The sequence below is a fragment of the Pandoraea horticolens genome, from assembly GCF_902459555.1.
Taxonomy (GTDB): domain Bacteria; phylum Pseudomonadota; class Gammaproteobacteria; order Burkholderiales; family Burkholderiaceae; genus Pandoraea; species Pandoraea horticolens.
Genome location: NZ_CABPSM010000001.1, coordinates 385,887 through 408,969, shown reverse-complemented (window position 1 = coordinate 408,969; position 23,083 = coordinate 385,887). Strand labels below are relative to the sequence as shown.

Genomic DNA, 23,083 nt, shown 5'->3' with positions numbered 1-23,083 from the left:
GGCCCCTCGCGGGGCCTTTTTTTCGTCTGATGGCGGCGCGAGCGTTACTGCTTCACCGGCCGCTTCAGCAGCTTGCGCTGCAACGTGCGGCGATGCATGTTCAGTGCGCGTGCCGTGGCCGAGATGTTGCCGTTGTGTTCGGAGAGCACGCGTTGAATATGCTCCCACTCGAGACGCGCGACCGACAGGGGCGAGGGGTTCTCGAAGGCTTCGTCGGCCTGGGTCTCGCTTGCGTCGCTGCGCAGCGACGCAAGGATCGTGTCCGCATTGGCGGGTTTGGCGAGATAGTTGTCGGCGCCGTCCTTGACGGCTTGCACCGCTGTCGCAATGCTCGCGTAACCCGTGAGCACCAGCATGCGGGCTTTCGGTTGCAACGCGCGCAGCGGGGCGATGAGCGGCAGGCCCGAGTCGTGGCCCAGATGCAGGTCGACCGAGATCAGATCGAACTGACGCGTGCGCGCCGCGAGCAGCGCTGCGGCGCTGTCGGCCGCGATTTGCACGTCGTAGCCGCGACGGGTCAACGCGCGGGCCAGCGTTTCAGCGAAGACGACATCGTCGTCGATAAGAAGGAAATGCGAGGCGTTCATGTCTGACTCCGCGAGCCGAAGAAGAGGGTAGCCATCGGCAGGCGCAGTTCGGCGCGCGTGCCTTGCGGCGTGTTGGGGGTGAGGACGATGTCGCCGCCGAGACGCTGTGCGCTGGCAAAGGCCAGATACAGGCCCATGCCGTGCCCGCCGTGCGTGCTCATGACGGGGGAGGTCCCCACTCGGGTACGCAACTCGGCGGTCATGCCAGGGCCTTCGTCGCAGACGGTAAAGCGGGCATCGTCCGGCGTGACGCTCACGTCGAGCGTGACCGACGTCGGGCTGAAGTAGGCCGCGTTATCGAGCAGGATGGTGAGAATCTGACCGACCTGTACCGTGTCTTCGATGCGCGCGGTCATTTGTGGCGGTACACGTAACTGGAACTGCACCTGCGGATGACGCAAGCGCCACTGCGTGGTGAAAGCGGGCAGCCACTCGGCCACCGCCTGGCGCACGGGCGCAGCGGCACGCGTCTGCACGTGACCGATGGCGCTCTTGCACAACGCAATTTGCTGCTCAAGTGTCTGAAGATCCAACTCGAAGGGCTTCAGCGCGGCGTTGGTCAGACTCTCGCTGCGAAGTTCGCCGATGACCACGGCCATCGTTGAGAGCGGCGTGCCGAGTTCGTGCGCCACGCTCGCGGCCTGAGCGCCGAGTGCGGCCATGCGTTCGTCGCGCAACAGCCGTTGTTCTGCACGGGCGAGTTGCGCGTCGCGGGCGCGCAGCGCACGGGACATCCGCGAGACGAACCACGCAATCACGAGCACGCTGACCACGAAGTTGACCCACATCCCCGCCAGATGCAGGCGCAGCAGATTGCCTGGGTCGGCCAGGTCGAGCGGCACGTACTGGAAGTTCAGGGCGCCATAGGCGACCAGCGAGAGCAGCGCCAGTTGCGAGGCGTTACGCCACGGCAGCACGGCAGCGGCAATTGCCAGACCCGGCAGGAAGAGCGAGACGAACGGATTGGTCGCACCACCCGAGAAGAACAGCAGCGCGGTGAGCGCGGCCAGATCGACGAGCAACTGGCTCATCAGATCGAGATCGGTGTGGCGCCTGGCGCGCTCGATGCCGCGTCGCGCCCGTATCCACGTGAGCACGTTGAACAGCACTTCGAGAGCGACGATGGTGAGCATCGGCTCAAGCGGCAGGCGTACGCCGAGCCAGAGTTGCGCGACCCCGATCGTCGCCAGTTGGCCCACGATGGCCAGGCAGCGCAGCCAGAAGAGCTGGACGACGTTGGTTCGCTCGATGGGAAAATGAGTCATACGACAAGTGTACCAAGTCCGGGTCACGGGCTATCCCGCGTCTCCAGGCGCTGCGACACTCTGCCGCATGGGGGGAATGGCCCGCATCACGCCGCTCGTGCGCGCGTGCGGCGAGGCGCGACTACAATGAACGTCCGCGTCTCGCGCGACGGAGTGTCGCGCGACGTCTCCTGCGATACAGGGCGGATGCGTGTCCGTCGACAACGAAAAGGAGTTTGCATGAAACACAAGCTTTGGGGGGTTGCCGCGCTGAGTTTCGGCATGGCCTCGGCCTATGCACAGGTGGATGTCTCCGACGCGTGGGCGCGCGGTACGGTGCCAGGCCAGACCGCGACCGGCGTTTTCATGACGTTGCAGGCGCATCAGGCGACAACGCTTGTCGGCGTGAGCACGTCGGCTGCCGCGAATGCCGAAGTGCATGAAATGAAGCTCGAGGGCACGCTGATGAAAATGCGCGCGCTGCCCAACGGCCTGCCGTTGCCGGCCAATCAGCCGGTGCAGCTCAAGCCGGGCAGCTATCACATCATGCTCACGGACCTGAAGGCCGCGCTCAAGAAGGGCGACACCGTGCCCATGACGTTGCGCTTCGAATCGGCGGATCACAAGAAGTCCGAGCAGCAGGTTCAGGTGCCGGTGCGCGATCTGACGGCAGGCGCGCCTGCTGCGGGCGGCGGCATGTCCGGCATGGCACACGGCACGCACAGCCAATAACTTCAACGCCTGATGTAGTGCCTAGCGAGCCTTAGCCGGGATCGGCGGCGGTGCCGTCGATCGCCACACCGGCGGCGGCGAGCGCCGCACGAAGGCAGTCAGGGCATAGGCAGGCACCGGCACCGAGCCGGGCCGACGCGGGCAGGTGGGGCCAATCGAAGCACCAGCAGCGCACGCTGGCGGCGCTGTGCGTAGACGCAAGCACACCGCACGCCACGACGGCGCCGCACTGGGGGCAGCGCGCAGGATCGGGCGCCATGCCGACCGGCGCCGGAGGGTTCGTGTCAGCCATGTTCCCGATTCCCGATCTCTTTTCCATCGTTATAGATTATCAAGCCGTGAGTGGCGGCGAGGCCACTGCGCGGGCGTCTGGCCGGGGTGTTCGCCGGCACGAGTTGCACAACTGCAACAGCGCGCCCGCTGTCATCGGCCGGCCACCCGCGGGCGCTTGCGGCGCCGAAATCGGTGGGCGACGGGCAATGCGGCAAAAATCGGCCACTGACGGGCGTCCATGGCCAAGTGAAAGGGGTGATACGCACACGCGATTCTGTGCCGCTGAGCGGGCGAAAATCGCCGCTTTTGCGGTTACCGTCCGACACTCGACGCAAGGTCGCCATAGGCATTGGCCGAGGCAAGTCCCAGACCCTTCCGAAACCCGTCAAGGCCCCGCACGCAAAGGCTTCTTGGTTGTACAATGCGCCGTGTTTCTGGTCCATCTGCGAAGAACCTTCCCGCCATGTCCGATCCGCAACTGTCTTCCATCGACGACATCGCACCTGCTCTCAAAGCCGAAGTTCTGGCTGAGGCGATGCCGTATATCCGCAAGTACCACGGCAAGACCGTGGTGATTAAATACGGCGGCAACGCAATGACCGAAGAGCGTTTGAAGCAGGGCTTCGCGCGCGACGTCATTCTGCTCAAGCTCGTCGGCATCAACCCGGTGGTGGTGCACGGCGGCGGCCCGCAAATCGATCAGGCGCTCAAGAAGATCGGCAAGCAGGGCACGTTCATCCAGGGCATGCGGGTGACCGATGAAGAGACGATGGAAGTGGTCGAGTGGGTGCTCGGCGGCGAAGTCCAGCAGGACATCGTCATGCTGATCAACCAGTACGGCGGCCAGGCAGTGGGTCTCACCGGCAAGGACGGTGGTCTCATCAACGCTCGCAAGATGCTGATGCCGGATCGCGAACATGAGGGCCAGTTCCTCGACATCGGTTTCGTCGGTGAAGTCGACTCGATCAACCCGGCGGTGGTGCGCGCGTTGCAGGACGACGCTTTCATTCCCGTGATCTCGCCGATCGGCGTGGGTGAAGACGGTCAGGCGTACAACATCAACGCCGATCTCGTGGCGGGTAAGCTCGCTACGGTGCTGGGCGCCGAGAAGCTCGTGATGATGACCAACATCCCGGGCGTGATGGACCGTGAAGGCAATCTGCTGACCGATCTGTCGGCGCGAGAGATCGACGAACTGTTCGCGGACGGCACGATCTCGGGCGGCATGCTGCCGAAGATCTCGTCGGCGCTCGACGCTGCGAAGAGCGGCGTGAAGTCGGTGCACATCGTTGACGGCCGCATCGAGCACTCGGTGTTGCTCGAGATTCTGACGGAGCAGCCGTTCGGCACGATGATTCGCTCGCACTGAGCGCGACGTCATGCGGGCCACGTCGATGGAAACATCGCAACCCGCAAGTCTCAAGGGCGGACCCTGCGGGGTCCGCTTTGCATTTGTGCGATCCGTCATTCCGATGGATCGATGACTCGCCCCATTGACCGGCTTACGAGACCCCATGCCCACACCTGCCTTTTTCTCCTGGAGTGGCGGCAAGGATTCTTGCCTTGCCCTGCATCACGCCCTGTCGTGCGACACGAGCGGCGCGCCGCACTACGACGTGCGGCGTTTGCTGGCGATGTTCGACGACACCGGCGACAGCTCACGCTCGCATGGCCTGCCACGTGAATTGATGCAGGCGCAGGCGGATGCGCTCGGTATTGCGCTCGACGTCGGACATGCCGGCTGGCGCGAGTACGAGACGGCGTTCGTCGCCCGATTGCAGGCGATGCGGGCCGACGGCATTACGCATGGCTTGTTCGGCGACATCGATTTGCAGCCGCATCGCGATTGGGAAGAGAAAGTGTGCGCGGCAGCGGGCATGACCGCCGTGCTGCCGCTGTGGCAGCGCGAGCGTCTGACGCTCGCGCATGAGTTCATCTCACTAGGCTATCGCGCGGTGATCGTTTGTGTGGACGGGCGTCATCTCGGGCCGGAATTCGTTGGCCGCGAATACGACGCGTCGTTGCTGGCCGATCTTCCGGCAGGTGTCGACGCGTGCGGTGAGAACGGCGAGTTCCACACGTTCGCCTACGATGGCCCGCGCTTCACGCAGGCGGTGCCGTGGCGCATCGAGCGGGTCGAGACGATTCACGGCCCCAAGGAATACGGCGGCACGCCGTACCACCGCGCGCACATCGTGTCCGCGCCGGGCTGAGCCAGTCGCGGGACATCAGCCGGGCGCCGTCAATTGGCGCAACTCGTCGAGCAGTTTGGCCGCGGGGCTCGGCAAGATCCCCTGACGGCGGCGAAACGCCGTGAGCGTGCGCGTGGCGCGCACGGTCGCAATCGGTAACGTATCCATCACCTGCGCCCGCGCTTCGACGTCGTACATGGGCTCGGGCATCCATGTCAGAAAACCGCATCGCGCGACCATGCTCTTGAGCACGGGCACGGAGCGCGTTTCCACGACGATGTTCGGCAGCCCCAGCCCGTGTGCGGCGAACACGCCTTGCATATGCGCGTACGGTGCGGTGCCGCGTGGCGGAATCGCCCAGCGTTGCGAAAGTGTATCGGCCAGTTCAAGGGTCTTGCGCCGGCGCAACGGGTGATCGCACGCGGCCACCACGTAGCTGTCGTCTTGCCAGTGGCAGTCGGCGATGGCGACGATGTCCTCGGTGTCGGGTGCGACGGTCGAGAGCGCCAGATCGATCTCGTGCCGCATGAGCCCTTGCGCGAGCCGATCCCACACCCCCTCGATGATCTCCACACGCAGATTCGGCCAGCGATTGAGCACACGATCGACGGCGAGCGGCAGCACGTGGCTCGCGATGGCCCCGACGGCGCCAACCTTGATGATGCCTTTGGCGAGCCCGCGCAACGCATCGATCTCTTCGCGCGCGTGGTCGGCCTCGCGCTCGAGCAGCATCGCGTGCGGCAACAAGGCTTGCCCGAACGCCGTCAATTCCATCCCCTTGCTGTGACGCTCGAACAGCGGCGCGCCCAGATCGGATTCAAGCCGCTTGATGGTGCGGCTCAACGCGGGCTGGGTGAGGTGCAGCTCCGTGGCGGCCCGACCGAGACTGCCGGTCGCGACAATGGTCGTGAAGGCGCGCAATTGCTGGAGATTGAGGCTCATGGAAACTCGAGAGGAAGACGGGGAGGCCGATCGCGATGATGGCAACGCGCAGCGGCACCGAAAAGTCATGCAAAAGCGTAATGACTTCGGTACGTAAAAGCAATTCCGGTGCATATATCGGCTGCCTATACTCGTGTGCATCGCTCGTCGCAATCGATCTACCGATCTACCTGCCGCGCCGGCTTCAGGCCGCGCAGCCCGAGCCCATACTAGAACCACGCCGTCACGCTCGCGCGTCGACGGCGGCACGAGACAACCGCATCCATGACAGACAGCCGAGAACTTCGTGCGGGCCACCGCGCCGGTACGCCACAAGTCCTGAGCGTTCGTGAGGTGGTCATCGACCTGATGCGCCGCCACGGCATGACCAAAGTGTTCGCCAACCCCGGTTCGACCGAGTTGCCGTTGTTCCGCGACTTCCCCGCCGACTTCGAATACGTGTTGGGTCTTCAGGAGGCGGTAGTCGTCGGCATGGCCGACGGCTACGCGCAGGCGACCGGCAACGCGGCCTTCATTAATCTGCACTCGGCCGCCGGTGTCGGCAATGCGATGGGCAACATCTTCACGGCCTACAGGAATCAGACGCCGCTTATCGTGACCGCCGGCCAGCAGGCGCGCTCGATTCTGCCGTTCGATCCGTTCCTCGCATCGGTGCGCGCGACGGAGTTGCCCCAGCCGTACGTCAAATTCAGTCTGGAACCGGCGCGTGCCGAAGACGTGCCGCTGGCGCTTGCCCGTGCATATCACATTGCCATGCAGGAGCCGAAGGGGCCGGTCTTCGTCTCGATTCCGGTGGACGATTGGGATCGTCCTGCCGAGGCGTTGCCGCCGCGTCAGGTGAGCACACGTGTGCAGCCCGATCCGGTGGCGCTTGCGCAACTGGGGGCGGCGCTCGATGCGTGCGCGCGTCCGGCGTTCGTCGTCGGTTCGTCCATCGACCGGGCTGGGGCGTTCGACGCCGTGGTTGCGCTGGCCGAACGGCATAACGCTCGCGTTTTCACCGCACCGATGTGCGCCCGCTGTGCGTTCCCCGAAAATCACCGCCTGTTCGCCGGCTTCCTGCCGCCGATGCGCGAGAAGATCGTCGGTCTGCTAGGCGGTCACGATCTGATTCTCGTGATCGGCGCCCCGGCGTTCACCTATCACGTGGAAGGCGCGGGGCCACATATTCCCGAGGGCGCATCGTTGTTCCAGTTGATCGAAGATCCGGGCGTGGCGGCGTGGACGCCGGTCGGCGCATCCGTGGTGGGCAACGTGCGGCTCGGTGTGGAGGCGCTGCTCGCCCGCGACATCGCTGGCGAGCGCGCATTGCCGCCCGCGCGCGCCATCCCGCCCGTGGCTACGGCGAACGCGCCGGGCGAACGTATGACAACCGCCTTTGCGCTGCAAACGCTTGCCGAAGTGCGCGATGCCCACGACATCGTTGTCGAAGAAGCGCCGAGTGCGCGCTCGGTCATGCAGCAATACCTGCCCTTCACGCTGCCGGGCACGTTCTACACGATGAACAGCGGCGGCCTCGGGTACTCCATGCCTGCGGCGGTCGGTGTAGCGATGGCGCATCCGGCGCGGCGCGTCATCTGCCTGATCGGCGACGGCTCTGCGATGTATTCGATTCAGGGCCTGTGGAGTGCAGCGCAAGCCAGGTTGCCCATCACGTTCGTGATTCTGAACAACCGTCGCTATGCCGCGTTGCAGGACTTCGCGCCGTCGTTCGGCTTTGGGCCGAAAGACCCGGTGCAAGGCACCGATCTGCCCGATCTCGATTTCGTGCGTCTGGCCGAGGGCATGGGCGTGCGCGCACAGCGCACCGAACAGGGAAGCGAGTTGTGCGACGTGTTGTCGCAAGCCATGGCGAGTGGCGAGACACGTCTCGTCGAAATCGTAGTGGCATGATGCACGGCGAGTGCGTGCGCCGGTCCTCCCGCGCGCCGCGCGCCATTGCGTGACGAACCATCGAGCAAGGAGACGAATGCCAATGCCTACCCAACAAGATGCCAAAGCCCTGACGATGCTGATTGCCGGTAAGCGCGTCGGCGCGACGCACGGCGTCACCTTCGAGCGACGCAATCCGCTCGACGGCGAAGTCGCCTCGCGCGCCCCCGCTGCCACCGCCGACGACGCCCGCGCCGCCGTGCACGCCGCGTGGGACGCTTTTCCCGCATGGTCGAACACAGGCCCCGGCGAACGCCGCGCGCTGCTCATGAAGGCCGCCGATCAACTGGAAGCGAAAGTCGAACAGTTTCAGGCCGCCATGGCGGCGGAGACGGGCGCGTCCGGCTTATGGGCGGGCTTCAACGTACATCTGGCCGCGCAGGGGCTGCGCGAAGCTGCCGCGATGACGACGCAGATCGCTGGTGAAATCATCCCGTCGGATGTGCCGGGCAGTCTCGCGATGGGTGTGCGTCAGGCCGCGGGCGTGGTGCTCGGCATTGCGCCGTGGAACGCGCCGGTCATTCTCGGCGTGCGCGCGTTGGCGTTGCCGCTGGCTTGCGGCAACACCGTGGTTTTCAAGGGCTCGGAGCTGTGCCCGGCCACGCACGGCCTGATTACCGACGCGCTGGAGGAAGCCGGTTTGCCACCGGGCGTAGTGAACTTCATCACGAACGCGCCGAAGGACGCCGGCGCCATCGTCGAAGCGTTGATCGCGCAGCCCGCCGTGCGTCGCGTGAACTTCACCGGTTCGACGCGCGTGGGCCGCATCATCGCCACGATGTGTGCAGAACATCTCAAACCCGCCGTGCTGGAGTTGGGCGGCAAGGCGCCGTGTCTGGTCCTCGACGATGCCGATCTCGATGCCGCTGTGAACGGCGTTGCATTCGGGGCGTTCGCCAACTCCGGACAGATTTGCATGTCGACAGAGCGCATCGTCGTGGCGGAGTCGATTGCCGACGCCTTCGTGGAAAAGCTCGCCGCCAAGGCGCGTGCGCTGCCGCTGGGCGATCCGCGCGAAGGCCCGGTCGTGCTCGGTTCGGTGATCGACATGGCGACGGTCGAGCGCTGCAACACGCTGATCGACGATGCCCTCGCCAAGGGCGCGAAGCTGCTGTGCGGCGGCCGTGCCGATACCACGCTCATGCCTGCCACGCTGCTCGATCACGTCACACCCGACATGAAGATCTACAGCGAAGAGTCGTTCGGTCCCGTCAAGGGCATCGTGCGTGTGAAGGACGACGAAGCGGCCATCGCGTGCGCCAACGACAACGCCTACGGGCTGTCGTCCGCCGTCTTCAGCCGCGACATCGCGCGGGCGATGGGCGTAGCCAAACGCATCGAATCGGGCATCTGCCACATCAACGGCCCCACGGTGCACGACGAAGCACAGATGCCGTTCGGCGGCGTGAAGTCGAGCGGCTGGGGACGTTTCGGCGGCAAGGCCGGCGTTCACGAATTCACCGATCTGCGCTGGATGACGGTGCAGACCACCCCGCGTCACTACCCATTCTGAGCGACGCCCGACGCCCCGGACGTCACGGGCGCCACATAAGGTAACGCAAGACCCACCATACCGCCGCAGCCGGGAGACCGGAACAGACGGCCGGAGGAGACAACCGTGTCACAACAGTACGAAACCGCCCCCGCGGGGGCGGGTGCAACGTCCGGCCATGCCAGCCCCGGCGAGGCTCACCCCCACGACACCGGCGTTGCCGCCGCGACAGCCACGCCGGGCACATCGGCAAACTACGGCCGTGTGGTGGCGGCCAGTTGTTTTGGTACCGCCATCGAGTGGTACGACTTTTTCATCTACGGCTTTCTCGCGCCCATCGTGTTCGACCGGTTGTTCTTCCCGCAACTCGATCCGATGACGGGGATGATCGCCGTGTTCGCCACCTTCGCCGTCGGCTTCATCGCGCGGCCCATCGGCGGCATCGTGTTCGGCCACTTCGGCGACCGCATCGGCCGGAAGTCGATTCTGTTGTTCACCCTGATTCTGATGGGCGTGGCCACCACGATGATCGGTCTGCTGCCCACGTACGACAAGGTCGGCATGTGGGCCCCGATCATGCTCGTGACGCTGCGTTTCGTGCAGGGCTTCGCGCTCGGCGGGGAATCCGTCGGCGGCTTGCTGATGACGGTCGAAGGTGCGCCTGCCCATCTGCGCGGGCTCTTCGGCGGACTGATTCAGGCCGCAGGACCGACATCGATCGTGGGCGCGTCGCTCGCCATCGTGCTCATCACGCGGCTGCCGGAAGACGATTTGCTCACCTGGGGCTGGCGTTTGCCGTTCCTCGTGAGTCTGCTGCTGGTGGCGTTGGGTACGTATGTGCGTCTCAAGGTGGAGGAGTCGCCGAGCTTCAAGGCGGCAGAACAGCATCGCGATATCGCGAAGGTGCCGGTTGTGGAAGTCATCACGCATTACTGGCGGCCGACCCTCGTCACGTTCTTCATCTGTCTGGCCGAGACGAGCTTCTTCTATCTGGTGGCGATCTTCTCGCTGTCGTACGGCACCAAGACGCTGGGCTTGCCGCGCAATATGATGGCCGACGGCGTGTTGTACGCGAACATTCTCGCGATGCTGACGATCCCTGCATTCGGCATGCTCTCCGACAAGCTGGGACGCCGCCCGATGTTCCTGATGGGACTGGCCGCCACCGTGATCTTCATCTATCCCTTCTTTCTGATGATGGGCAGCAAAGAGACGGCGCTGGTCGTGATGGCCATTGTGATCGGTGCGGGCGTGATTCATCCGATGATGTTTGGCCCGGAAGGCAGCTTCTTCTCGGAACTGTTCGACACCCGCGTGCGCTTCTCGGGCGTGTCGCTCGGCAAGCAGATCGGCACGGTGCTGGGCGGCGGAATGGCGCCGATGATCGCGGCGAGTCTGCTGGCGTGGAGTCACGGACAGATCTGGCCGGTCATCGTCTACTTCCTCGTCCTTGCGGCGATGGCGCTGATCTCGACCGTCCTTGTGCGCGAGACGAAGGACCGGACGCTGTAACGCGGTCCGGCGATTCATGAAAAGACAACAGCCCCGCTTCGCATCGCGAGCGGGGCTGTTGTCTTCCGACGCAGACGGCGATGCATTACATATCGAGTTACAGATCGAGCACCAGCATGGCCGATTTGCTGCGCGAGCAGCACGGCAGGATCTGGTCGTTGGCAGCGCGTTCTTCGTCGGTCAGGTAGACGTCGCGATGATCGGGCGTGCCGTCGATCACGCGCGTGAGACATGTGCCGCATACGCCTTGCTCGCACGACATCTGCACTTCCACGCCCTGAGCGGCGAGCGCCGCAACGATAGTCTCTCCGGCCTTCACGTCGATCACACGGCCGCTCGAATGCAGCTTCACCTGAAACGACTGGTCGCCGCCGGTGTCTGCCTGTGCCGGTGCGGCGAAGTACTCGCGATGCACATTGCCTTCCGGCCATTGCGCCGCTTCCGCGCGGGCGAGCACTGCCTCGATGAAGCCGGCCGGGCCGCAGACATACAGATGCTTGCCGCCGGACGGTTGCGCAAGGATGGCGTCGAGATCGGCGCGCTCGCCATCATTGTCGAAGTACAGACGCGTCTTCGCCGCGAGATCGTCTCGCGCGAAGCGATCGCGAAACGCGGTACGTGCGGGCTCGCGAGTGCAGTAATGCACTTCGAACGACGCATCGCCTGCGGACAACGCTTCGGCCATGCACAAAATCGGCGTCACGCCGATCCCGCCGGCGAGCAGAATGCTGTGCTGCGCTTGCTCGGCGAGCGGGAAGTGATTGCGCGGCGCGCTGATCTCCAGCGTGGTGCCGGCCGTGAGCGCATGCATGCCGGTAGAGCCGCCCCGCGACGCCGGGTCGCGCAACACGCCCACACAATAACGATGCGTCTCGCCGGGCGCATTGCACAGCGAGTACTGACGCACGAGGCCGTCGGCCACATGCACGTCGATATGTGCGCCCGCAGTGAATGCCGGCAGCGGGCTGCCGTCGACACTCACCAGCTCGAATTCGCAGATGTCGGTTGCGACATCGCGCTTGTTCGCCAGCCTGACTTTCATGCCGCGCTCCCCAGACGCTGCACGTTGGCGGCACTGGCGCGTTCGGCGTCGATCAGACGGTCGAGCACCTTGCGCGACTGCACGCCGCCCGCGTCGATGTTGAGCTTCAGAATCGGCTTCTCGGGATACGCGGACAGATTGCGTTGTTGGGCTTCGAGCACGTCCTGGTCTTCGGCGAAGATACCGCCCTGCCCACGCTTGATCGCAGCGGTGAGTTCGGCGTCTTCCGGCTTGAAGCTGCGCGCCATGCCCCAGAAATACCAGATCGATTCGTCCGACTCGGGCGTAATGAAGTCGACCACGATGCTGCCGGCCTTCTTGTCGGCCGGTGCGTGGTAACCGCCATGACCCGCGTGCGCAACCCCCACTTCGATCATCACGTGGCTCGGCGGCGTGAAGCGACAGACTTGCCAGCGGTCGCATGGCACCTGATCGTCAAGACCGTTCGCCCGCAGCGCGCTTGCCCAGAACGGTGGCGCCTTGATGTTCTCCATGTGGCGCGCCGTAATCACCATGTCGCCTTCGACGGTCGTCTTCGGCGGCGCTTCTTCGATTTCCTCCTGACCGATGCTCGTCGCGTGCACATACGTCTCGTGCGTCAGATCCATCAGGTTGTCGATCATCAGGCGATAGTCGCACTTGATGTGGTACAGCCCGCCGCCATACGCCCACTGATCGCTCACCGCCCACTCCAGATGCGGAATCTCGTCGGCGTTGGCGAGTGCGGGGTCGCCCGGCCAGACCCAGATGAAGCCGTAACGCTCGACGCAGGGAAACGCACGCGTCTTCGGGAAGCCGCCGACACGTTGACCGACCATCTTCGTGCACTTGCCGCCGCCGTCGACCGTCAGGCCGTGATAGCCGCAGACGAGGTGGCCGTCCTTGACGAAGCCCAGCGACAGCGCCGCGCCGCGATGCGGGCAGAAGTCTTCCAGCGCGGCGGCCTTGCCGTTCCCGTCGCGGAAGAACACCATCGGTTCGTTGCAGATCTTGCGGCCCAGCGGCTTCTCGGCAAATTCGTCCGGGGTGCAGGCGACGTACCAGGTATTTTTGAGGAACATGATCGTTTGTCTCCTTGGCGCACCTTCGAGCGGTGCGATCTCGTTTCTATAGGGGATGGTAGGGATGAAGTCGGGGGGGGCGCGTGTCAGAGCAACTGCGCGCCCATGCTGTGTTCCTGTGTGACGATGTGCTCACGGCACATGAACTCGGCGCGATCGGGCTGGCGTGCGGCAATCGCCTCGACGATGGCGTGATGCTGGCGATGGGCATACGCGATGATGTCCGCATACTGACGGCGATCGTCATGCCCGAACGCCACCGTGCGCGGCGCGACGAACGGCACCAGGTTGCAGCGCGCGATGAAACCTTCGAGCAGCGGATTGCGCGCACCGGTGACGAGCAGATCGTGAAAGCGCGCGTTGAGCGACGCGTAGCCGATCTGCACTTCAGCGGTCATGGTGTGCCCGGCGAGCAGGCTGTCGCCTTCGGCCAGCAGATCGCGCAACTGATGGAGCAACTCGGCGCTCGCGCCTTTTTCGGCAAGCAGGCGCGCGGCGTAGCCTTCGAGGGCGCCGCGCAGATGCAGCGCCTCGACACTCTCCTCCCGCGTGTGCGCTCGCACGGCATAACCTCGCTGCCCGGCACGCACCACCAGTCCTTCCTCGGCGAGCACCGGCAGCGCTTGCCGGACCGGCATGCGCGAGACCCCCAGTTGCTCCGCGAGCTTGGCTTCGGCCAGACGTTCGCCCGGCGCGAGGTCGCCCTTGAGGATCATCTCGCGCAATTGAACCGTGGTCGGGGTGGGATGCAGCATGCGTCTCCTTTCGATTTTCTGGAATGCCTGCCGGTCGTTCTGGAGCCTGCCAGATCCGGCTTTTGCTTATTATGGGATCCCATAATGGCAAAACGCATCAGTAGATACCCTGCTTTATGTTCATATGGGATCCCAGATAGACTCGGCGCTGCATAAATGCGGGTAGTGTCATTCGGCTGCCCGGCACCACAAGACAAAAGACGGAGACTTCGCGTGGCAAACATCATTGGGGGGATCGGTACGTCGCACGTGCCGACCATCGGCGTGGCGTACGACAAGGGCAAGCAGCAGGACCCCGCATGGGCGCCGCTGTTTCAGGGCTACGAGCCGGTAGCGAAGTGGCTGGCCGAGAAGCAGGCAGACGTTCTCGTGTTTTTCTACAACGACCACGCCACCACGTTTTTCTTCGACATGTACCCGACGTTTGCGCTGGGCGTGGGCGAGGCGTTCCCGATTGCCGACGAAGGCGCGGGGCTGCGTCCGCTACCGCCGATCCGGGGCGACGTGGCGTTGCAGGCTCACATTGCCGAGTCGCTGGTGAACGACGAATTCGATATCACCGTGTTCCAGGACAAACCCATCGATCACGGTTGTGCGTCACCGCTGCCGTTGCTTTGGCCGCACAAGCCGGACTGGCCGGGCACGGTCGTGCCGATTGCCATCAACGTGCTGCAATACCCGTTGCCGACGGGCCGCCGTTGCTATCGCCTCGGTCAGGCGGTGCGTCGCGCCATCGAGTCGTATCCGGAAGATTTGCGTGTGGTCGTGGTGGGCACGGGCGGTCTCTCGCACCAGATTCACGGCGAGCGCGCGGGTTACAACGACGAAGCGTGGGATCGTGAATTCCTGGAACTGCTCGAGCACCAGCCCGAGAAGCTGACCGAACTCAAGCATGTGGACTATGTCGAGCGCGGCGGCGCCGAGAGCGTCGAGCAGATCATGTGGCTGTCGATGCGCGGCGCGCTTGGCCCGAACATCAGGCGTCTGCATCTGAACTATTACCTGGCGACGACCACTGCCATGACGGTCGCGCTCTACGAGGAGAACGCCGCATGAACCCGCAACTCGAAGGGATCGAGGCGATCACCGGTACCTACGCGTTCGATCTGCGCGTGAGCAACCGCACGCTCAAGCTCAATCGCTTCTTCTGGCACATGATTCGCGCAGAGAATCGAGAGACGTATCTGAGCGATCCCGTCGCTACAATGACGGCGGCCGGACTGAGCGCCGACGAGCAGGCGATGGTGTTGGCGCAGGATTGGCTGGGTCTGGTGCGTCACGGCGTGAATTTCTTCGTGCTGGAGAAGTTCGCTCGCGTGGTGCGCAAGACCAATCTCGAAGTCTATGCCCTCATGCGCGGCGAGACGCTCGAAGAGTTCATGGCTACGCGTCGCGTGCCGACCATGCGTTGAGCCGGGCATGTCCATCGACGCCGTCGTCAGTCTGACCAATACGCCGGCCGCACCCCGGCTGGCGTGCCACGAACGCGGCACCTGGAGCCGGGCGCCGCAGAGCAACGAGGCGGCGTTGCTGTGCCGCAAGCTGCGAGGCTTGCGCGCGATGGTCGCCGTGCTCGAATGCGATTCGGTCGCACGCGCCGCGCGCATGCTGCATCTTTCGCAGTCCGCCGTTGCGCGCTCGATTTCCGACATCGAGGCAGAACTGGGTTTCCCGCTCTTTCATCGCAGCGGGCGCGGTCTGATTCCGAATGCGGCCGGCCAGCGCCTTGGGGTGCGTGCTTCGCGCGCGCTTGCCGAACTGGCCAACGGTTACCGGGAGGCGTTCGCCGCTACGGCGTCGCAGGCCGATGGCGGCGCACGCGCGGCGAGCCGTTTCGCGGCGGTCGTCGCGCCTCAGCACCTCACGAGCTTCATCGCCGTGGCGGAGTTGGGGAGCGGGCCGCTCGCAGCGAGTCGCCTGCAATGCTCGCAGCCGACGATTCAGCGCAATCTCGATCAGCTTGAAGACCTCATCGGCATCAAGCTCTTTCGCCGCACGCCGCGCGGCACCCGTCTGACGGACGAAGCGCAGGCGTTGCTTGGCCCGGTCAAACGGGCGCTGGCCGAACTGGCGATTGCCGAAGACGAACTCGCGCCGTTCGGCGGCCGTCAGCAAGGTACGGTGATCGTGGCCGCGTTGCCGCTATCCAGCGGCTTTCTGCTGCCCAAAGCCATCGACAGCCTGCTGTATAAGTCGCCGTATCTGAGCGTGACCGTCGTCGACGGCACCTATGAAGCGCTCGTGCGGCAGTTGCGTCAGGCAGATGTTGACCTGATCGTCGGCGCGTTGCGTGCGAACGACGTGCCGCCGGACATTCGTCAGGAGGCGCTGTTCGAAGATCATCTATCGGTGGTCGCGCGTGCCGACCATCCGTGTCTGACGTCGGGACGCACGCCCACGCTTGCGGACCTCGCGGGGTACGGCTGGGTGAGCCCGCTGCCATGTACGCCCGCGCGCGGTGTCTTCGAGCGCGTGTTTCATGCGGAAGGGCTGCCGCTGCCGCAGACGCAGGTCCACGCGAGCAGTTCGCCGGTCGTGCGTGGGCTGTTGTCGTCGAGCGACCGGCTCGCGCTGCTCTCGCCGGTGCAAATCACGTCGGAGTTGCGCACGGGAGAGCTGGCCGTCGTGCCGGTGCCGCTGCACCACGCGCGGCGTGCCATCGGTGTCGCCACCCGCCGCGATGGTTTGCTGTCGCCGGCGGCGGAGCAGTTGCTCGACGAACTCCGTGCGCTTGCGCCGACGATGCAGCATCCGACGTAATCCGCATGCTGTGTTCGTGAAATCGTCGGCGAGCGCGGCGAAAATCGCCGAATTCGCCATGAGTTGCATGTCTGATCTCCTTCACGCGCGCGCCGTTTCCGGTTTGCGAGACCGTCGCTGATGAGTGCTCGCCGAGCCTTGTGCGGCGGGCGTTTCGCCAAGAGAGCGCCGCGTGTCCCGCAGCGCGAAATTCCCCTCGCAAAAAAACGTCACATAACGTAGGGGAAATCTCGGGGATATACGAAAAACGCAACGCTCGACGCGGGAGTTTCATTCGACGTCCCCTTCTCGGTTGCCTAAGCTGTTCCGGACACATTGAAAAGGTGCGCCAACCCCCCGGCGCGCCACATCAAAAAAGCGGAGCGGCGCACGACGCCGACGAGGAGACGACACCATGACGAAGCGCCATCTGTGGCTCGCGGTAGCACTTGCGAGCGTTTTTCAACTCACTGCCGTCTCGGCACGCGCGGAGGAAATCAAGGTCGGCGTGCTGGGCCAGTTCTCCGGCTCGGCGTCGTGGTGGGGCACGGAGTACCGTCGCGGCATTAACCTGTGGCTCGAACAAAACAAGAACAAGGTTGGCGACGATACGCTCGTGATCCTGGAGCGCGACGAAGGCGGCGTGAATCCGCAGCGCACGCGCCAGCTTGCGCAGGAACTCGTGGTGCGCGATCAGGTGCAGTACCTGTTCGGCGGCTCGTACACGCCGAACGTGCTGGCCATGGCCGACGTGGCGAACCAGACCAAGACGCCGCTCGTGATCGGTAACTCGGGGACGTCCAACGTCACGCTCAAGTCGCCGTACTTCGTGCGCACGGGGTTCACGCAGTGGACCGTGAGCGTGCCGCTCGTGGAATACGCCGCCAGCAAGGGCGTGAAGAACGCCGCCATCGTGGTGGCCGACTTCGCCACGGGCTACGACGCCATCGACGCCTACAGCGAGACGTTCAAGAAGGCGGGCGGCAAGGTGGCCGTCGAAGTGAAGGTGCCGCTGGGCACCACCGACTTCTCGAGCTACCTGCAACGCGTGCGCGATGCAAAGCCAGACGCCGTCTTCATGTTCATGCCCGTGGGCCCGATGTCGGCAGGCTTCGTGAAGGCCTTCAAGGAGCGCGAACTCGACAAGGCCGGTATCCGGCTCTTCGCTACGACGGAGACGATGGAATCCGATCTGCCGGCCATTGGCGACAGCGCCCTCGGCACGATCACCGCGCTGCACTACTCGCCGTATCTGACGTCGCCGGAGAACACCGCGTTCGTGAAAGCCTACAAGGCGAAGTACGGCCCGGGCGCGCTGCCGTCGATTGCTTCGGTGGCGGCCTACGACTCGATGACGCTCATCGCGCAGATGATCAAGGCCACCAAGGGAAAGAAAGACGGGGAGAAGGCCATCGCTGCCGTCAAGGGCTATGCCTGGACCAGCGCTCGCGGCCCGGTGTCGATCGATCCGAAGACGCGTGAAATCATCCAGAACGTCTACATCCGGCGCGTGGAGTCCATCGACGGAAAGCTTGGCAACAAGCCCATCGAGACCTACAAGTCGGTGGTCGAGCCGTGGCACGTGAGCCACCCCCAGGTGGCTGCCAAGTAACGCAGGCGTCGTCGTTTAGTTCGTTCGGTAATTTGTCATGACGCAATCGCTTGCCACTTTCCTGTCGTTGTCGATAGACGGTGTGGCCTACGGGATGTTGCTGTTTCTTATCTCCGTGGGTCTCACCGTCACGCTGGGTGTCATGCGCGTGGTGAACCTCGCGCACTCCGCCTTCGCCATGATCGGCGGTTATTTCACTTTATGGGCCATGCAGCGCGCCGGGCTCGATTTCTTCGCCGCACTGCTCGTCGGGGTGTTTGGCACCATGGTGCTGGGCGCCGTGCTCGAGCGCACGCTGTATCGCTGGGTCTACACGGCCAACGGTCTGGGGCAGTTGCTCATGACGATCGGACTCGCGTTCATCATCTGCGCGGTTGCCAAGCATCTCGCCGGAACGGAGCTGCAAACGATTCCCGTGCCGCAGGGGCTGCGCGGTACGTGGGACTTCGGTGCGTTCTCGGTGTCCGTCTATCGCATCTTCGCACTGGTGTGCAGCGCCGTCGTGGCCCTCGGTATCTGGTGGGGGCTGGAGCGCACGCCGTTCGGTGCGAAGCTGCGCGCCGCGGTCGACAATCCGCGCATGGCGCGTTGCGTCGGCATCGATGTGCCGCTCGTGTTTTCGATCACGTTCGCCATCGGCTGCGGGCTGTCGGGACTGGGGGGCGCGCTCTCCAGTCAGATCCTGCCGCTCGAACCGTACTACGGCCTGAAGTATCTGGTGCTGGTGCTGATTGTCGTGGCTGCCGGCGGTCTGGGCAGTCTGCGGGGCTCGCTCTATGCAGGGTTGCTGCTGGGCCTGATCGATACGCTGGGCCGCTACTACGTGCCTGCACTCGGTGCCTTCATGATCTATCTGGCCGTGCTGGCCATTCTGCTGATCCGCCCGCAAGGGTTGGTCGGCCGTGCCTGAGCGGAGGGTGACGATGTCTCATACGAATCCTCTGCCGCCGGTCGCGGGTACGGCGCAAGTGGCTCCCGCGCTGCGTCGCAAACGTCTTGGCGTGCTCGACGCGGTGCTGCTCGTTGCCGCCGTCGCCACGTACTTTTTCGCCGATCTGTACCTCGCACTCGCCACGAGCGTGCTGATCATGATCATCTTCGCGCTCTCGCTCGATCTCGTGCAGGGCTACTGCGGTATCGAGACGTTGGGGCACGCGGCGTTCTTCGGTAGCGGTGCTTACGCTGCCGGGCTCTTCGCGCTGCATGTATCGCCCGATCCGTTGTTGGGACTGGTGGCGGGCGCCGTTGTCGCGGCGGTCGTGGGGCTGATTACCGGCGTTGTCGTGCTGCGCGTCACCGGGCTCACCCAGATCATGCTGACGCTGGTATGCGCCACGCTGCTCTACGAGGCGGGCAACGTCGCGAAGTCGATCACCATGGGCGACGACGGCCTGACCGGCTACACCATCGCTCCCGTGCTCGGCTTGTTCAGTTTCGATATCTACGGTCACACGGCGTATCTCTATGCGCTGGCCGTGTTACTCGTCGTGTATCTGTTCACGCAGTTTCTCGTGAACTCGCCGTTCGGCCTGACCGTACAGGGCATTCGCGAGAACGCCGTGCGCATGTCGCTGCTCGGTGTGCGCGTCGGTCTGCGCCGCCTGATGCTATACACCCTCGCCGCTGCGGTGGCCGGTGTCGCGGGCGCACTCTCCGCGCAAGTGAACAACATCGTCGCACTCGACACGCTGTCGTTCACGCTCTCGGCCAACGTGCTGGTGATGCTCGCGTTGGGCGGCACCGGACGCCTCTACGGCGCGGTGCTCGGTGCGGTTGTCTTCATGGTGTTGTCCGACCGCATAGCGGCCATCGACCCGACGAACTGGCTCGCCGCCCTCGGTGTGCTGCTGATCGTCGTGGTGCGCTTCGCGCCCGATGGCCTGATCAGTGTGGTGGATCGCTGCGCGGCACGCATTCGCCGTCCCCGCCAGGCGGTCACGCCGCAGGAGACCGGCGACGCCAAGGCAACCGCCACGGACAAGGAGGTGACGCCGTGAGCGCCGCACTGGAAATTCAAGGACTGTCGAAACGCTTCGGGCAGTTGGACGTGACCCGCAACGTGAGCCTGTCGTTGCCCGCCGGTGCGCGACACGCGTTGATCGGCCCGAACGGTGCAGGCAAGAGCACGCTGATGAATCTGCTGACGGGCGTGCTCAAGCCGAATGCCGGCGTGGTGCGCGTGGGCGGCACGGACGTGACGTCGATGCCCTCGCACAAACGCGTGAAGCTGGGGCTGGCTCGCACGTTCCAGTTGAACACGCTGTTCGACACGCTCACGGTGGCCGAGAACGTGGCGCTGGCGCTCACGTCGCGGCGCGGTCTCGACGGCTGCATCGGCAAGCCGCTCGCGAGCCGTCCGGCGGTGGTGGAAGAGGCGGCGGAGCGTTTGCGCGAACTGGGCATGCTCGATCTCGCGGGCAGACGCATCGACGAACTGGCGTACGGCCAGCGTCGTCAGGTGGAAATCGCGCTGGGCCTCGCGCTCGATCCCAAGGTGCTGCTGCTCGACGAACCCGTCGCAGGCGTGCCGTCCGGGCAGGGGCGCAAGCTGTTCGAACTGCTCGAACGCCTGCCCGAAGACGTTGCGGTGATGGTCATCGAACACGACATGGATCTGGTCTTCCGCTTCGCGCGCCGCATCACGGTGCTGGTCGAAGGCGCGGTACTGATGGAAGGCGAGAAGGACGAAGTGCGCGCCGATCCGCGCGTGCGCGACATTTATCTGGGGCGTCGCCATCATGATTGACTTCCTGCTAGACGCCAGCGGACTCAGTGCCGGATATGGCGAGACCATCGTGCTCGAAGACCTGAGTCTTCGCGTGGGCGCGGGAGAGGCCGTCGCCATTCTTGGCCGTAACGGCGTGGGCAAGAGCACCTTGCTGCTCAGCCTGCTGGGACTGACCACGCGCCACGGCGGCGTGCTGCGTTATCGGGGGGAGGACATCTCGTCGTGGCCCGCCTATAAGCGAGCCCGCGCGGGGCTGGCGCTGGTGCCGCAGGAGCGCGAAATCTTCAAGTCGCTCTCCGTCGAAGAGAACCTTCAGGTCTCTGCGATGGGTGACGGTAACGGAGGAGAGCGCGGCGGCAACGGCTGGACGCTCGACCGCGTGTACGACCTGTTCCCGCGATTGCACGAACGCCGCCGCAACCTCGGCAACCAGCTCTCGGGCGGTGAGCAGCAGATGCTCGCCATCGGCCGTGCGCTGATCGGCAACCCCCGCGTGATTCTGTTCGACGAACCGTTCGAAGGGCTCGCGCCGGTGATCGTCGATCAACTGGTCGACGCCTTCTGGAAGCTGCGCGCCAACGGCGGCATGGGCGTGGTGCTCGTGGAGCAGCACGCGGAACTGGGGCTGGAGTTGACCGACCGGGCGCTGGTGCTCGACCGGGGCCGTGAGGTCTGGGCGGGGCGCAGCAGCGACCTTGCGGCGTCGCCGGAATTGCTCGCCACGCTGGTCGGACTGGAAAGCGCCTGAACAAGCGGCGCACAACACGAATTGACGTCAAACACATGAGCACATCACAGAACACCTCCTCCCGCGCATTGGCGGGCCTCGTCGTCAGCGCCCATTCGGCGGACTTCGTTTGGCGCGCTGCCGGCACGATAGCCACGCACGTCGCGCAGGGCTATCGCATGAAGATCGTCTGTCTGTCGTTCGGCGAGCGCGGCGAGTCGGCCAAGCTCTGGCGCAAGGGCGCAGAGATGACCGAAGCGAAGGTCAAGACCGCGCGCCGCGAAGAGGCACAGCGGGCCGCCGACATTCTCGGCGCGGAAATCGAATTCCTCGACATCGGCGACTACCCGATGCGAGTGTCCGACGAGACGCTGTTTCGACTCGTCGACATCTATCGGGATGTGCAGCCGTCGTTCGTGCTGAGCCATTCGGAAAAAGACCCGTACAACTTCGATCACCCGCTGGCGATGCACGTCACGCAGGAAGCCCGCGTGATCGCGCAGGCAGAAGGTCACAAGCCGGGCGAGACGATCATCGGCGCGCCGGCAGTACTCGCGTTCGAACCGCATCAGACCGAGCAGTGCGAGTGGATTCCGAACACCTTCGTGGATATCACGCCGGTGTGGGACAAGAAGCGTGCCGCCATCGAGTGCATGGCCGGTCAGGAACACCTGTGGGACTACTACACGCGCGTGGCGTTGCAACGCGGTGTGCAGGCCAAACGCAACATCGGCATCACGGCCGCGCGAGACATCAGATACGCCGAAGGGCTGATGCGCCTCACGCCGGTCGTCACGGAGCAACTGTCATGATTCGCGGCGTCGTCGTTCGTCAGATTTCCCGTGTCGATGCCGCTACGCTCGACATTCTGCGCAGCGCAGGCAGCGCCACCGTGCACGAAGCGCAAAGCCGCCTCGGCCTGATGGCGACTTACCTGCGTCCGATCTATGCCGGTGCGGCTGTCGCGGGTAGCGCCGTGACCGTGCTTGCGCCCCCCTCGGACAACTGGATGCTGCACGTTGCGGTAGAACAGGCGCAGCCGGGCGATATCGTGGTGGTCGGGGTGACGTCGCCTTGCGACGACGGCTATTTCGGCGATCTGCTCGCCACGTCGATGAAAGCACGCGGCGTGGCCGGTCTCGTCATCGACGCCGGGTGCCGCGACATCGGTACGCTCACCGAGATGCAGTTCCCGGTGTGGTCGAAAGCCATCTCGTCGCAGGGCACGGTGAAGGAGACGCTCGGCTCGGTGAACGTGCCGGTTGTTTGCGCCAATCAGATCGTGAATCCCGGCGACGTGATCGTGGCCGACGACGACGGTGTGGTCGTGGTGCCGTTCGCTACGGCGCAAGCCGTGGCCAAGGCCGCTGCCGCACGCGGTGCCGACGAGGCATACAAGCGTGGCGTGCTCGCGGGCGGCATGTTGGGGCTGGACTATTACAAGATGCGCGAGCGTCTTGCCGCGAAGGGTTTGCGCTACGTCGACTCGCTCGACGAGTTGCAGGGCGAGTGA

General features: G+C 64.7%; 23 protein-coding genes. 16 read left to right on the top strand and 7 right to left on the bottom strand.

Annotated elements, in window-relative coordinates; genetic code table 11:
* Positions 1-44 precede the first annotated feature (44 nt).
* Together PHO31112_RS01950 and PHO31112_RS01945 are read right to left on the bottom strand one after the other, a co-directional pair.
* Complete coding sequence (locus PHO31112_RS01950) at positions 45-587, bottom strand: response regulator transcription factor (protein WP_150583562.1); 543 nt, start codon at positions 585-587, stop codon at positions 45-47.
* A complete protein-coding gene (locus tag PHO31112_RS01945; protein WP_150618937.1) occupies positions 584-1,852 on the bottom strand; it encodes an ATP-binding protein in 1,269 nt (422 codons plus the stop codon). The genes PHO31112_RS01950 and PHO31112_RS01945 overlap by 4 nt, the downstream gene beginning before the upstream one ends.
* A 219-nt stretch (positions 1,853-2,071) precedes the next feature.
* Between PHO31112_RS01945 and PHO31112_RS01940 the strand changes: the two genes are divergently transcribed.
* Positions 2,072-2,563: a copper chaperone PCu(A)C gene (locus PHO31112_RS01940; RefSeq protein ID WP_150618936.1), complete on the top strand. Its 492-nt coding sequence runs from the start codon at positions 2,072-2,074 to the stop codon at positions 2,561-2,563.
* A gap of 31 nt (positions 2,564-2,594) precedes the next feature.
* Here the strand turns inward: PHO31112_RS01940 and PHO31112_RS01935 are convergent, their stop codons facing one another.
* Positions 2,595-2,855 (bottom strand): cysteine-rich CWC family protein, encoded by a 261-nt coding sequence (locus tag PHO31112_RS01935; RefSeq protein WP_174995468.1) that lies wholly within the window; start codon positions 2,853-2,855, stop codon positions 2,595-2,597.
* A gap of 444 nt (positions 2,856-3,299) precedes the next feature.
* On the opposite strand from PHO31112_RS01935, the gene argB reads away from it, so the two are divergent.
* Together argB and PHO31112_RS01925 are read left to right on the top strand one after the other, a co-directional pair.
* Positions 3,300-4,205, top strand: coding sequence for an acetylglutamate kinase (argB, locus tag PHO31112_RS01930; RefSeq protein ID WP_010805600.1), 906 nt, complete (start codon positions 3,300-3,302; stop codon positions 4,203-4,205).
* A gap of 145 nt (positions 4,206-4,350) precedes the next feature.
* Positions 4,351-5,049: an adenine nucleotide alpha hydrolase gene (locus PHO31112_RS01925; protein ID WP_150618934.1), complete on the top strand. Its 699-nt coding sequence runs from the start codon at positions 4,351-4,353 to the stop codon at positions 5,047-5,049.
* A 15-nt stretch (positions 5,050-5,064) separates the two neighbouring features.
* On the opposite strand, the gene PHO31112_RS01920 is transcribed toward PHO31112_RS01925, so the two are convergent.
* Positions 5,065-5,970 (bottom strand): LysR family transcriptional regulator, encoded by a 906-nt coding sequence (locus tag PHO31112_RS01920; protein ID WP_150618933.1) that lies wholly within the window; start codon positions 5,968-5,970, stop codon positions 5,065-5,067.
* 264 nt (positions 5,971-6,234) lie between these two features.
* Here PHO31112_RS01920 and mdlC point away from each other — a divergent pair, with 264 nt between their 5' ends.
* The 3 genes from mdlC (at position 6,235) to PHO31112_RS01900 (ending at position 10,906) form a co-directional block, all read left to right on the top strand.
* Positions 6,235-7,863, top strand: a complete 1,629-nt coding sequence (gene mdlC, locus PHO31112_RS01915) for a benzoylformate decarboxylase (protein ID WP_150618932.1) — start codon at positions 6,235-6,237, stop codon at positions 7,861-7,863.
* 82 nt (positions 7,864-7,945) lie between these two features.
* Positions 7,946-9,415 carry an aldehyde dehydrogenase gene (locus PHO31112_RS01905; protein ID WP_150618931.1) on the top strand — a complete coding sequence of 490 codons (1,470 nt, stop codon included), beginning with the start codon at positions 7,946-7,948 and terminating at the stop codon, positions 9,413-9,415.
* A gap of 105 nt (positions 9,416-9,520) precedes the next feature.
* A complete protein-coding gene (locus PHO31112_RS01900) occupies positions 9,521-10,906 on the top strand; it encodes an MFS transporter (RefSeq protein ID WP_150618930.1) in 1,386 nt (461 codons plus the stop codon).
* Positions 10,907-11,003: 97 nt separating this feature from the next.
* On the opposite strand, the gene PHO31112_RS01895 is transcribed toward PHO31112_RS01900, so the two are convergent.
* The 3 genes from PHO31112_RS01895 to PHO31112_RS01885 all read right to left on the bottom strand — a co-directional run bounded on the left by PHO31112_RS01895 (position 11,004) and on the right by PHO31112_RS01885 (position 13,764).
* Entirely contained in the window at positions 11,004-11,948 is a 945-nt protein-coding gene (locus PHO31112_RS01895; protein ID WP_150618929.1) for a PDR/VanB family oxidoreductase, read from the bottom strand.
* A complete protein-coding gene (locus tag PHO31112_RS01890) occupies positions 11,945-13,009 on the bottom strand; it encodes an aromatic ring-hydroxylating oxygenase subunit alpha (protein ID WP_150618928.1) in 1,065 nt (354 codons plus the stop codon). Before PHO31112_RS01890 ends, PHO31112_RS01895 begins: the two co-directional genes overlap by 4 nt.
* Positions 13,010-13,095: 86 nt before the next feature.
* Entirely contained in the window at positions 13,096-13,764 is a 669-nt protein-coding gene (locus tag PHO31112_RS01885; RefSeq protein ID WP_010805592.1) for a GntR family transcriptional regulator, read from the bottom strand.
* 213 nt (positions 13,765-13,977) lie between these two features.
* Between PHO31112_RS01885 and PHO31112_RS01880 the strand changes: the two genes are divergently transcribed.
* From PHO31112_RS01880 to PHO31112_RS01835, 10 genes are all read left to right on the top strand, one after another.
* Entirely contained in the window at positions 13,978-14,820 is an 843-nt protein-coding gene (locus PHO31112_RS01880; RefSeq protein ID WP_150618927.1) for a gallate dioxygenase, read from the top strand.
* On the top strand, positions 14,817-15,176 hold the full coding sequence (locus PHO31112_RS01875) for a protocatechuate 3,4-dioxygenase (protein ID WP_150618926.1): 360 nt from the start codon (positions 14,817-14,819) through the stop codon (positions 15,174-15,176). Before PHO31112_RS01880 ends, PHO31112_RS01875 begins: the two co-directional genes overlap by 4 nt.
* 7 nt (positions 15,177-15,183) lie before the next feature.
* A complete protein-coding gene (locus PHO31112_RS01870; RefSeq protein ID WP_150618925.1) occupies positions 15,184-16,524 on the top strand; it encodes a LysR family transcriptional regulator in 1,341 nt (446 codons plus the stop codon).
* A 394-nt stretch (positions 16,525-16,918) separates the two neighbouring features.
* Positions 16,919-18,115 carry an ABC transporter substrate-binding protein gene (locus tag PHO31112_RS01865; RefSeq protein WP_150618924.1) on the top strand — a complete coding sequence of 399 codons (1,197 nt, stop codon included), beginning with the start codon at positions 16,919-16,921 and terminating at the stop codon, positions 18,113-18,115.
* Positions 18,116-18,152: 37 nt separating this feature from the next.
* On the top strand, positions 18,153-19,025 hold the full coding sequence (locus PHO31112_RS01860) for a branched-chain amino acid ABC transporter permease (RefSeq protein WP_150618923.1): 873 nt from the start codon (positions 18,153-18,155) through the stop codon (positions 19,023-19,025).
* Positions 19,026-19,038: 13 nt separating this feature from the next.
* Positions 19,039-20,112 carry a branched-chain amino acid ABC transporter permease gene (locus PHO31112_RS01855; protein WP_150618922.1) on the top strand — a complete coding sequence of 358 codons (1,074 nt, stop codon included), beginning with the start codon at positions 19,039-19,041 and terminating at the stop codon, positions 20,110-20,112.
* Complete coding sequence (locus tag PHO31112_RS01850) at positions 20,109-20,861, top strand: ABC transporter ATP-binding protein (RefSeq protein WP_150618921.1); 753 nt, start codon at positions 20,109-20,111, stop codon at positions 20,859-20,861. Before PHO31112_RS01855 ends, PHO31112_RS01850 begins: the two co-directional genes overlap by 4 nt.
* The gene (locus tag PHO31112_RS01845; RefSeq protein WP_150618920.1) at positions 20,854-21,591 is read left to right on the top strand and encodes an ABC transporter ATP-binding protein; all 738 of its coding nucleotides are present in this window, start codon (positions 20,854-20,856) and stop codon (positions 21,589-21,591) included. Before PHO31112_RS01850 ends, PHO31112_RS01845 begins: the two co-directional genes overlap by 8 nt.
* A gap of 35 nt (positions 21,592-21,626) precedes the next feature.
* Positions 21,627-22,382, top strand: coding sequence for a PIG-L deacetylase family protein (locus PHO31112_RS01840; protein WP_150618919.1), 756 nt, complete (start codon positions 21,627-21,629; stop codon positions 22,380-22,382).
* The gene (locus PHO31112_RS01835; RefSeq protein WP_174995466.1) at positions 22,379-23,083 is read left to right on the top strand and encodes a 4-carboxy-4-hydroxy-2-oxoadipate aldolase/oxaloacetate decarboxylase; all 705 of its coding nucleotides are present in this window, start codon (positions 22,379-22,381) and stop codon (positions 23,081-23,083) included. The genes PHO31112_RS01840 and PHO31112_RS01835 overlap by 4 nt, the downstream gene beginning before the upstream one ends.

Bases quoted from the DNA above. Each gene is read 5' to 3' on its own strand.
- PHO31112_RS01935 (WP_174995468.1), bottom strand. From the start codon at position 2,855: ATGGCTGACACGAACCCTCCGGCGCCGGTCGGCATGGCGCCCGATCCT.
- PHO31112_RS01845 (WP_150618920.1), top strand. From the start codon at position 20,854: ATGATTGACTTCCTGCTAGACGCCAGCGGACTCAGTGCCGGATATGGC.
- PHO31112_RS01895 (WP_150618929.1), bottom strand. From the start codon at position 11,948: ATGAAAGTCAGGCTGGCGAACAAGCGCGATGTCGCAACCGACATCTGC.
- PHO31112_RS01950 (WP_150583562.1), bottom strand. From the start codon at position 587: ATGAACGCCTCGCATTTCCTTCTTATCGACGACGATGTCGTCTTCGCT.
- PHO31112_RS01865 (WP_150618924.1), top strand. From the start codon at position 16,919: ATGACGAAGCGCCATCTGTGGCTCGCGGTAGCACTTGCGAGCGTTTTT.
- PHO31112_RS01885 (WP_010805592.1), bottom strand. From the start codon at position 13,764: ATGCTGCATCCCACCCCGACCACGGTTCAATTGCGCGAGATGATCCTC.
- PHO31112_RS01925 (WP_150618934.1), top strand. From the start codon at position 4,351: ATGCCCACACCTGCCTTTTTCTCCTGGAGTGGCGGCAAGGATTCTTGC.
- PHO31112_RS01860 (WP_150618923.1), top strand. From the start codon at position 18,153: ATGACGCAATCGCTTGCCACTTTCCTGTCGTTGTCGATAGACGGTGTG.
- PHO31112_RS01905 (WP_150618931.1), top strand. From the start codon at position 7,946: ATGCCTACCCAACAAGATGCCAAAGCCCTGACGATGCTGATTGCCGGT.
- mdlC (WP_150618932.1), top strand. From the start codon at position 6,235: ATGACAGACAGCCGAGAACTTCGTGCGGGCCACCGCGCCGGTACGCCA.
- PHO31112_RS01940 (WP_150618936.1), top strand. From the start codon at position 2,072: ATGAAACACAAGCTTTGGGGGGTTGCCGCGCTGAGTTTCGGCATGGCC.
- PHO31112_RS01870 (WP_150618925.1), top strand. From the start codon at position 15,184: ATGTCCATCGACGCCGTCGTCAGTCTGACCAATACGCCGGCCGCACCC.
- PHO31112_RS01890 (WP_150618928.1), bottom strand. From the start codon at position 13,009: ATGTTCCTCAAAAATACCTGGTACGTCGCCTGCACCCCGGACGAATTT.
- PHO31112_RS01920 (WP_150618933.1), bottom strand. From the start codon at position 5,970: ATGAGCCTCAATCTCCAGCAATTGCGCGCCTTCACGACCATTGTCGCG.
- PHO31112_RS01840 (WP_150618919.1), top strand. From the start codon at position 21,627: ATGAGCACATCACAGAACACCTCCTCCCGCGCATTGGCGGGCCTCGTC.
- argB (WP_010805600.1), top strand. From the start codon at position 3,300: ATGTCCGATCCGCAACTGTCTTCCATCGACGACATCGCACCTGCTCTC.
- PHO31112_RS01835 (WP_174995466.1), top strand. From the start codon at position 22,379: ATGATTCGCGGCGTCGTCGTTCGTCAGATTTCCCGTGTCGATGCCGCT.
- PHO31112_RS01945 (WP_150618937.1), bottom strand. From the start codon at position 1,852: ATGACTCATTTTCCCATCGAGCGAACCAACGTCGTCCAGCTCTTCTGG.
- PHO31112_RS01875 (WP_150618926.1), top strand. From the start codon at position 14,817: ATGAACCCGCAACTCGAAGGGATCGAGGCGATCACCGGTACCTACGCG.
- PHO31112_RS01855 (WP_150618922.1), top strand. From the start codon at position 19,039: ATGTCTCATACGAATCCTCTGCCGCCGGTCGCGGGTACGGCGCAAGTG.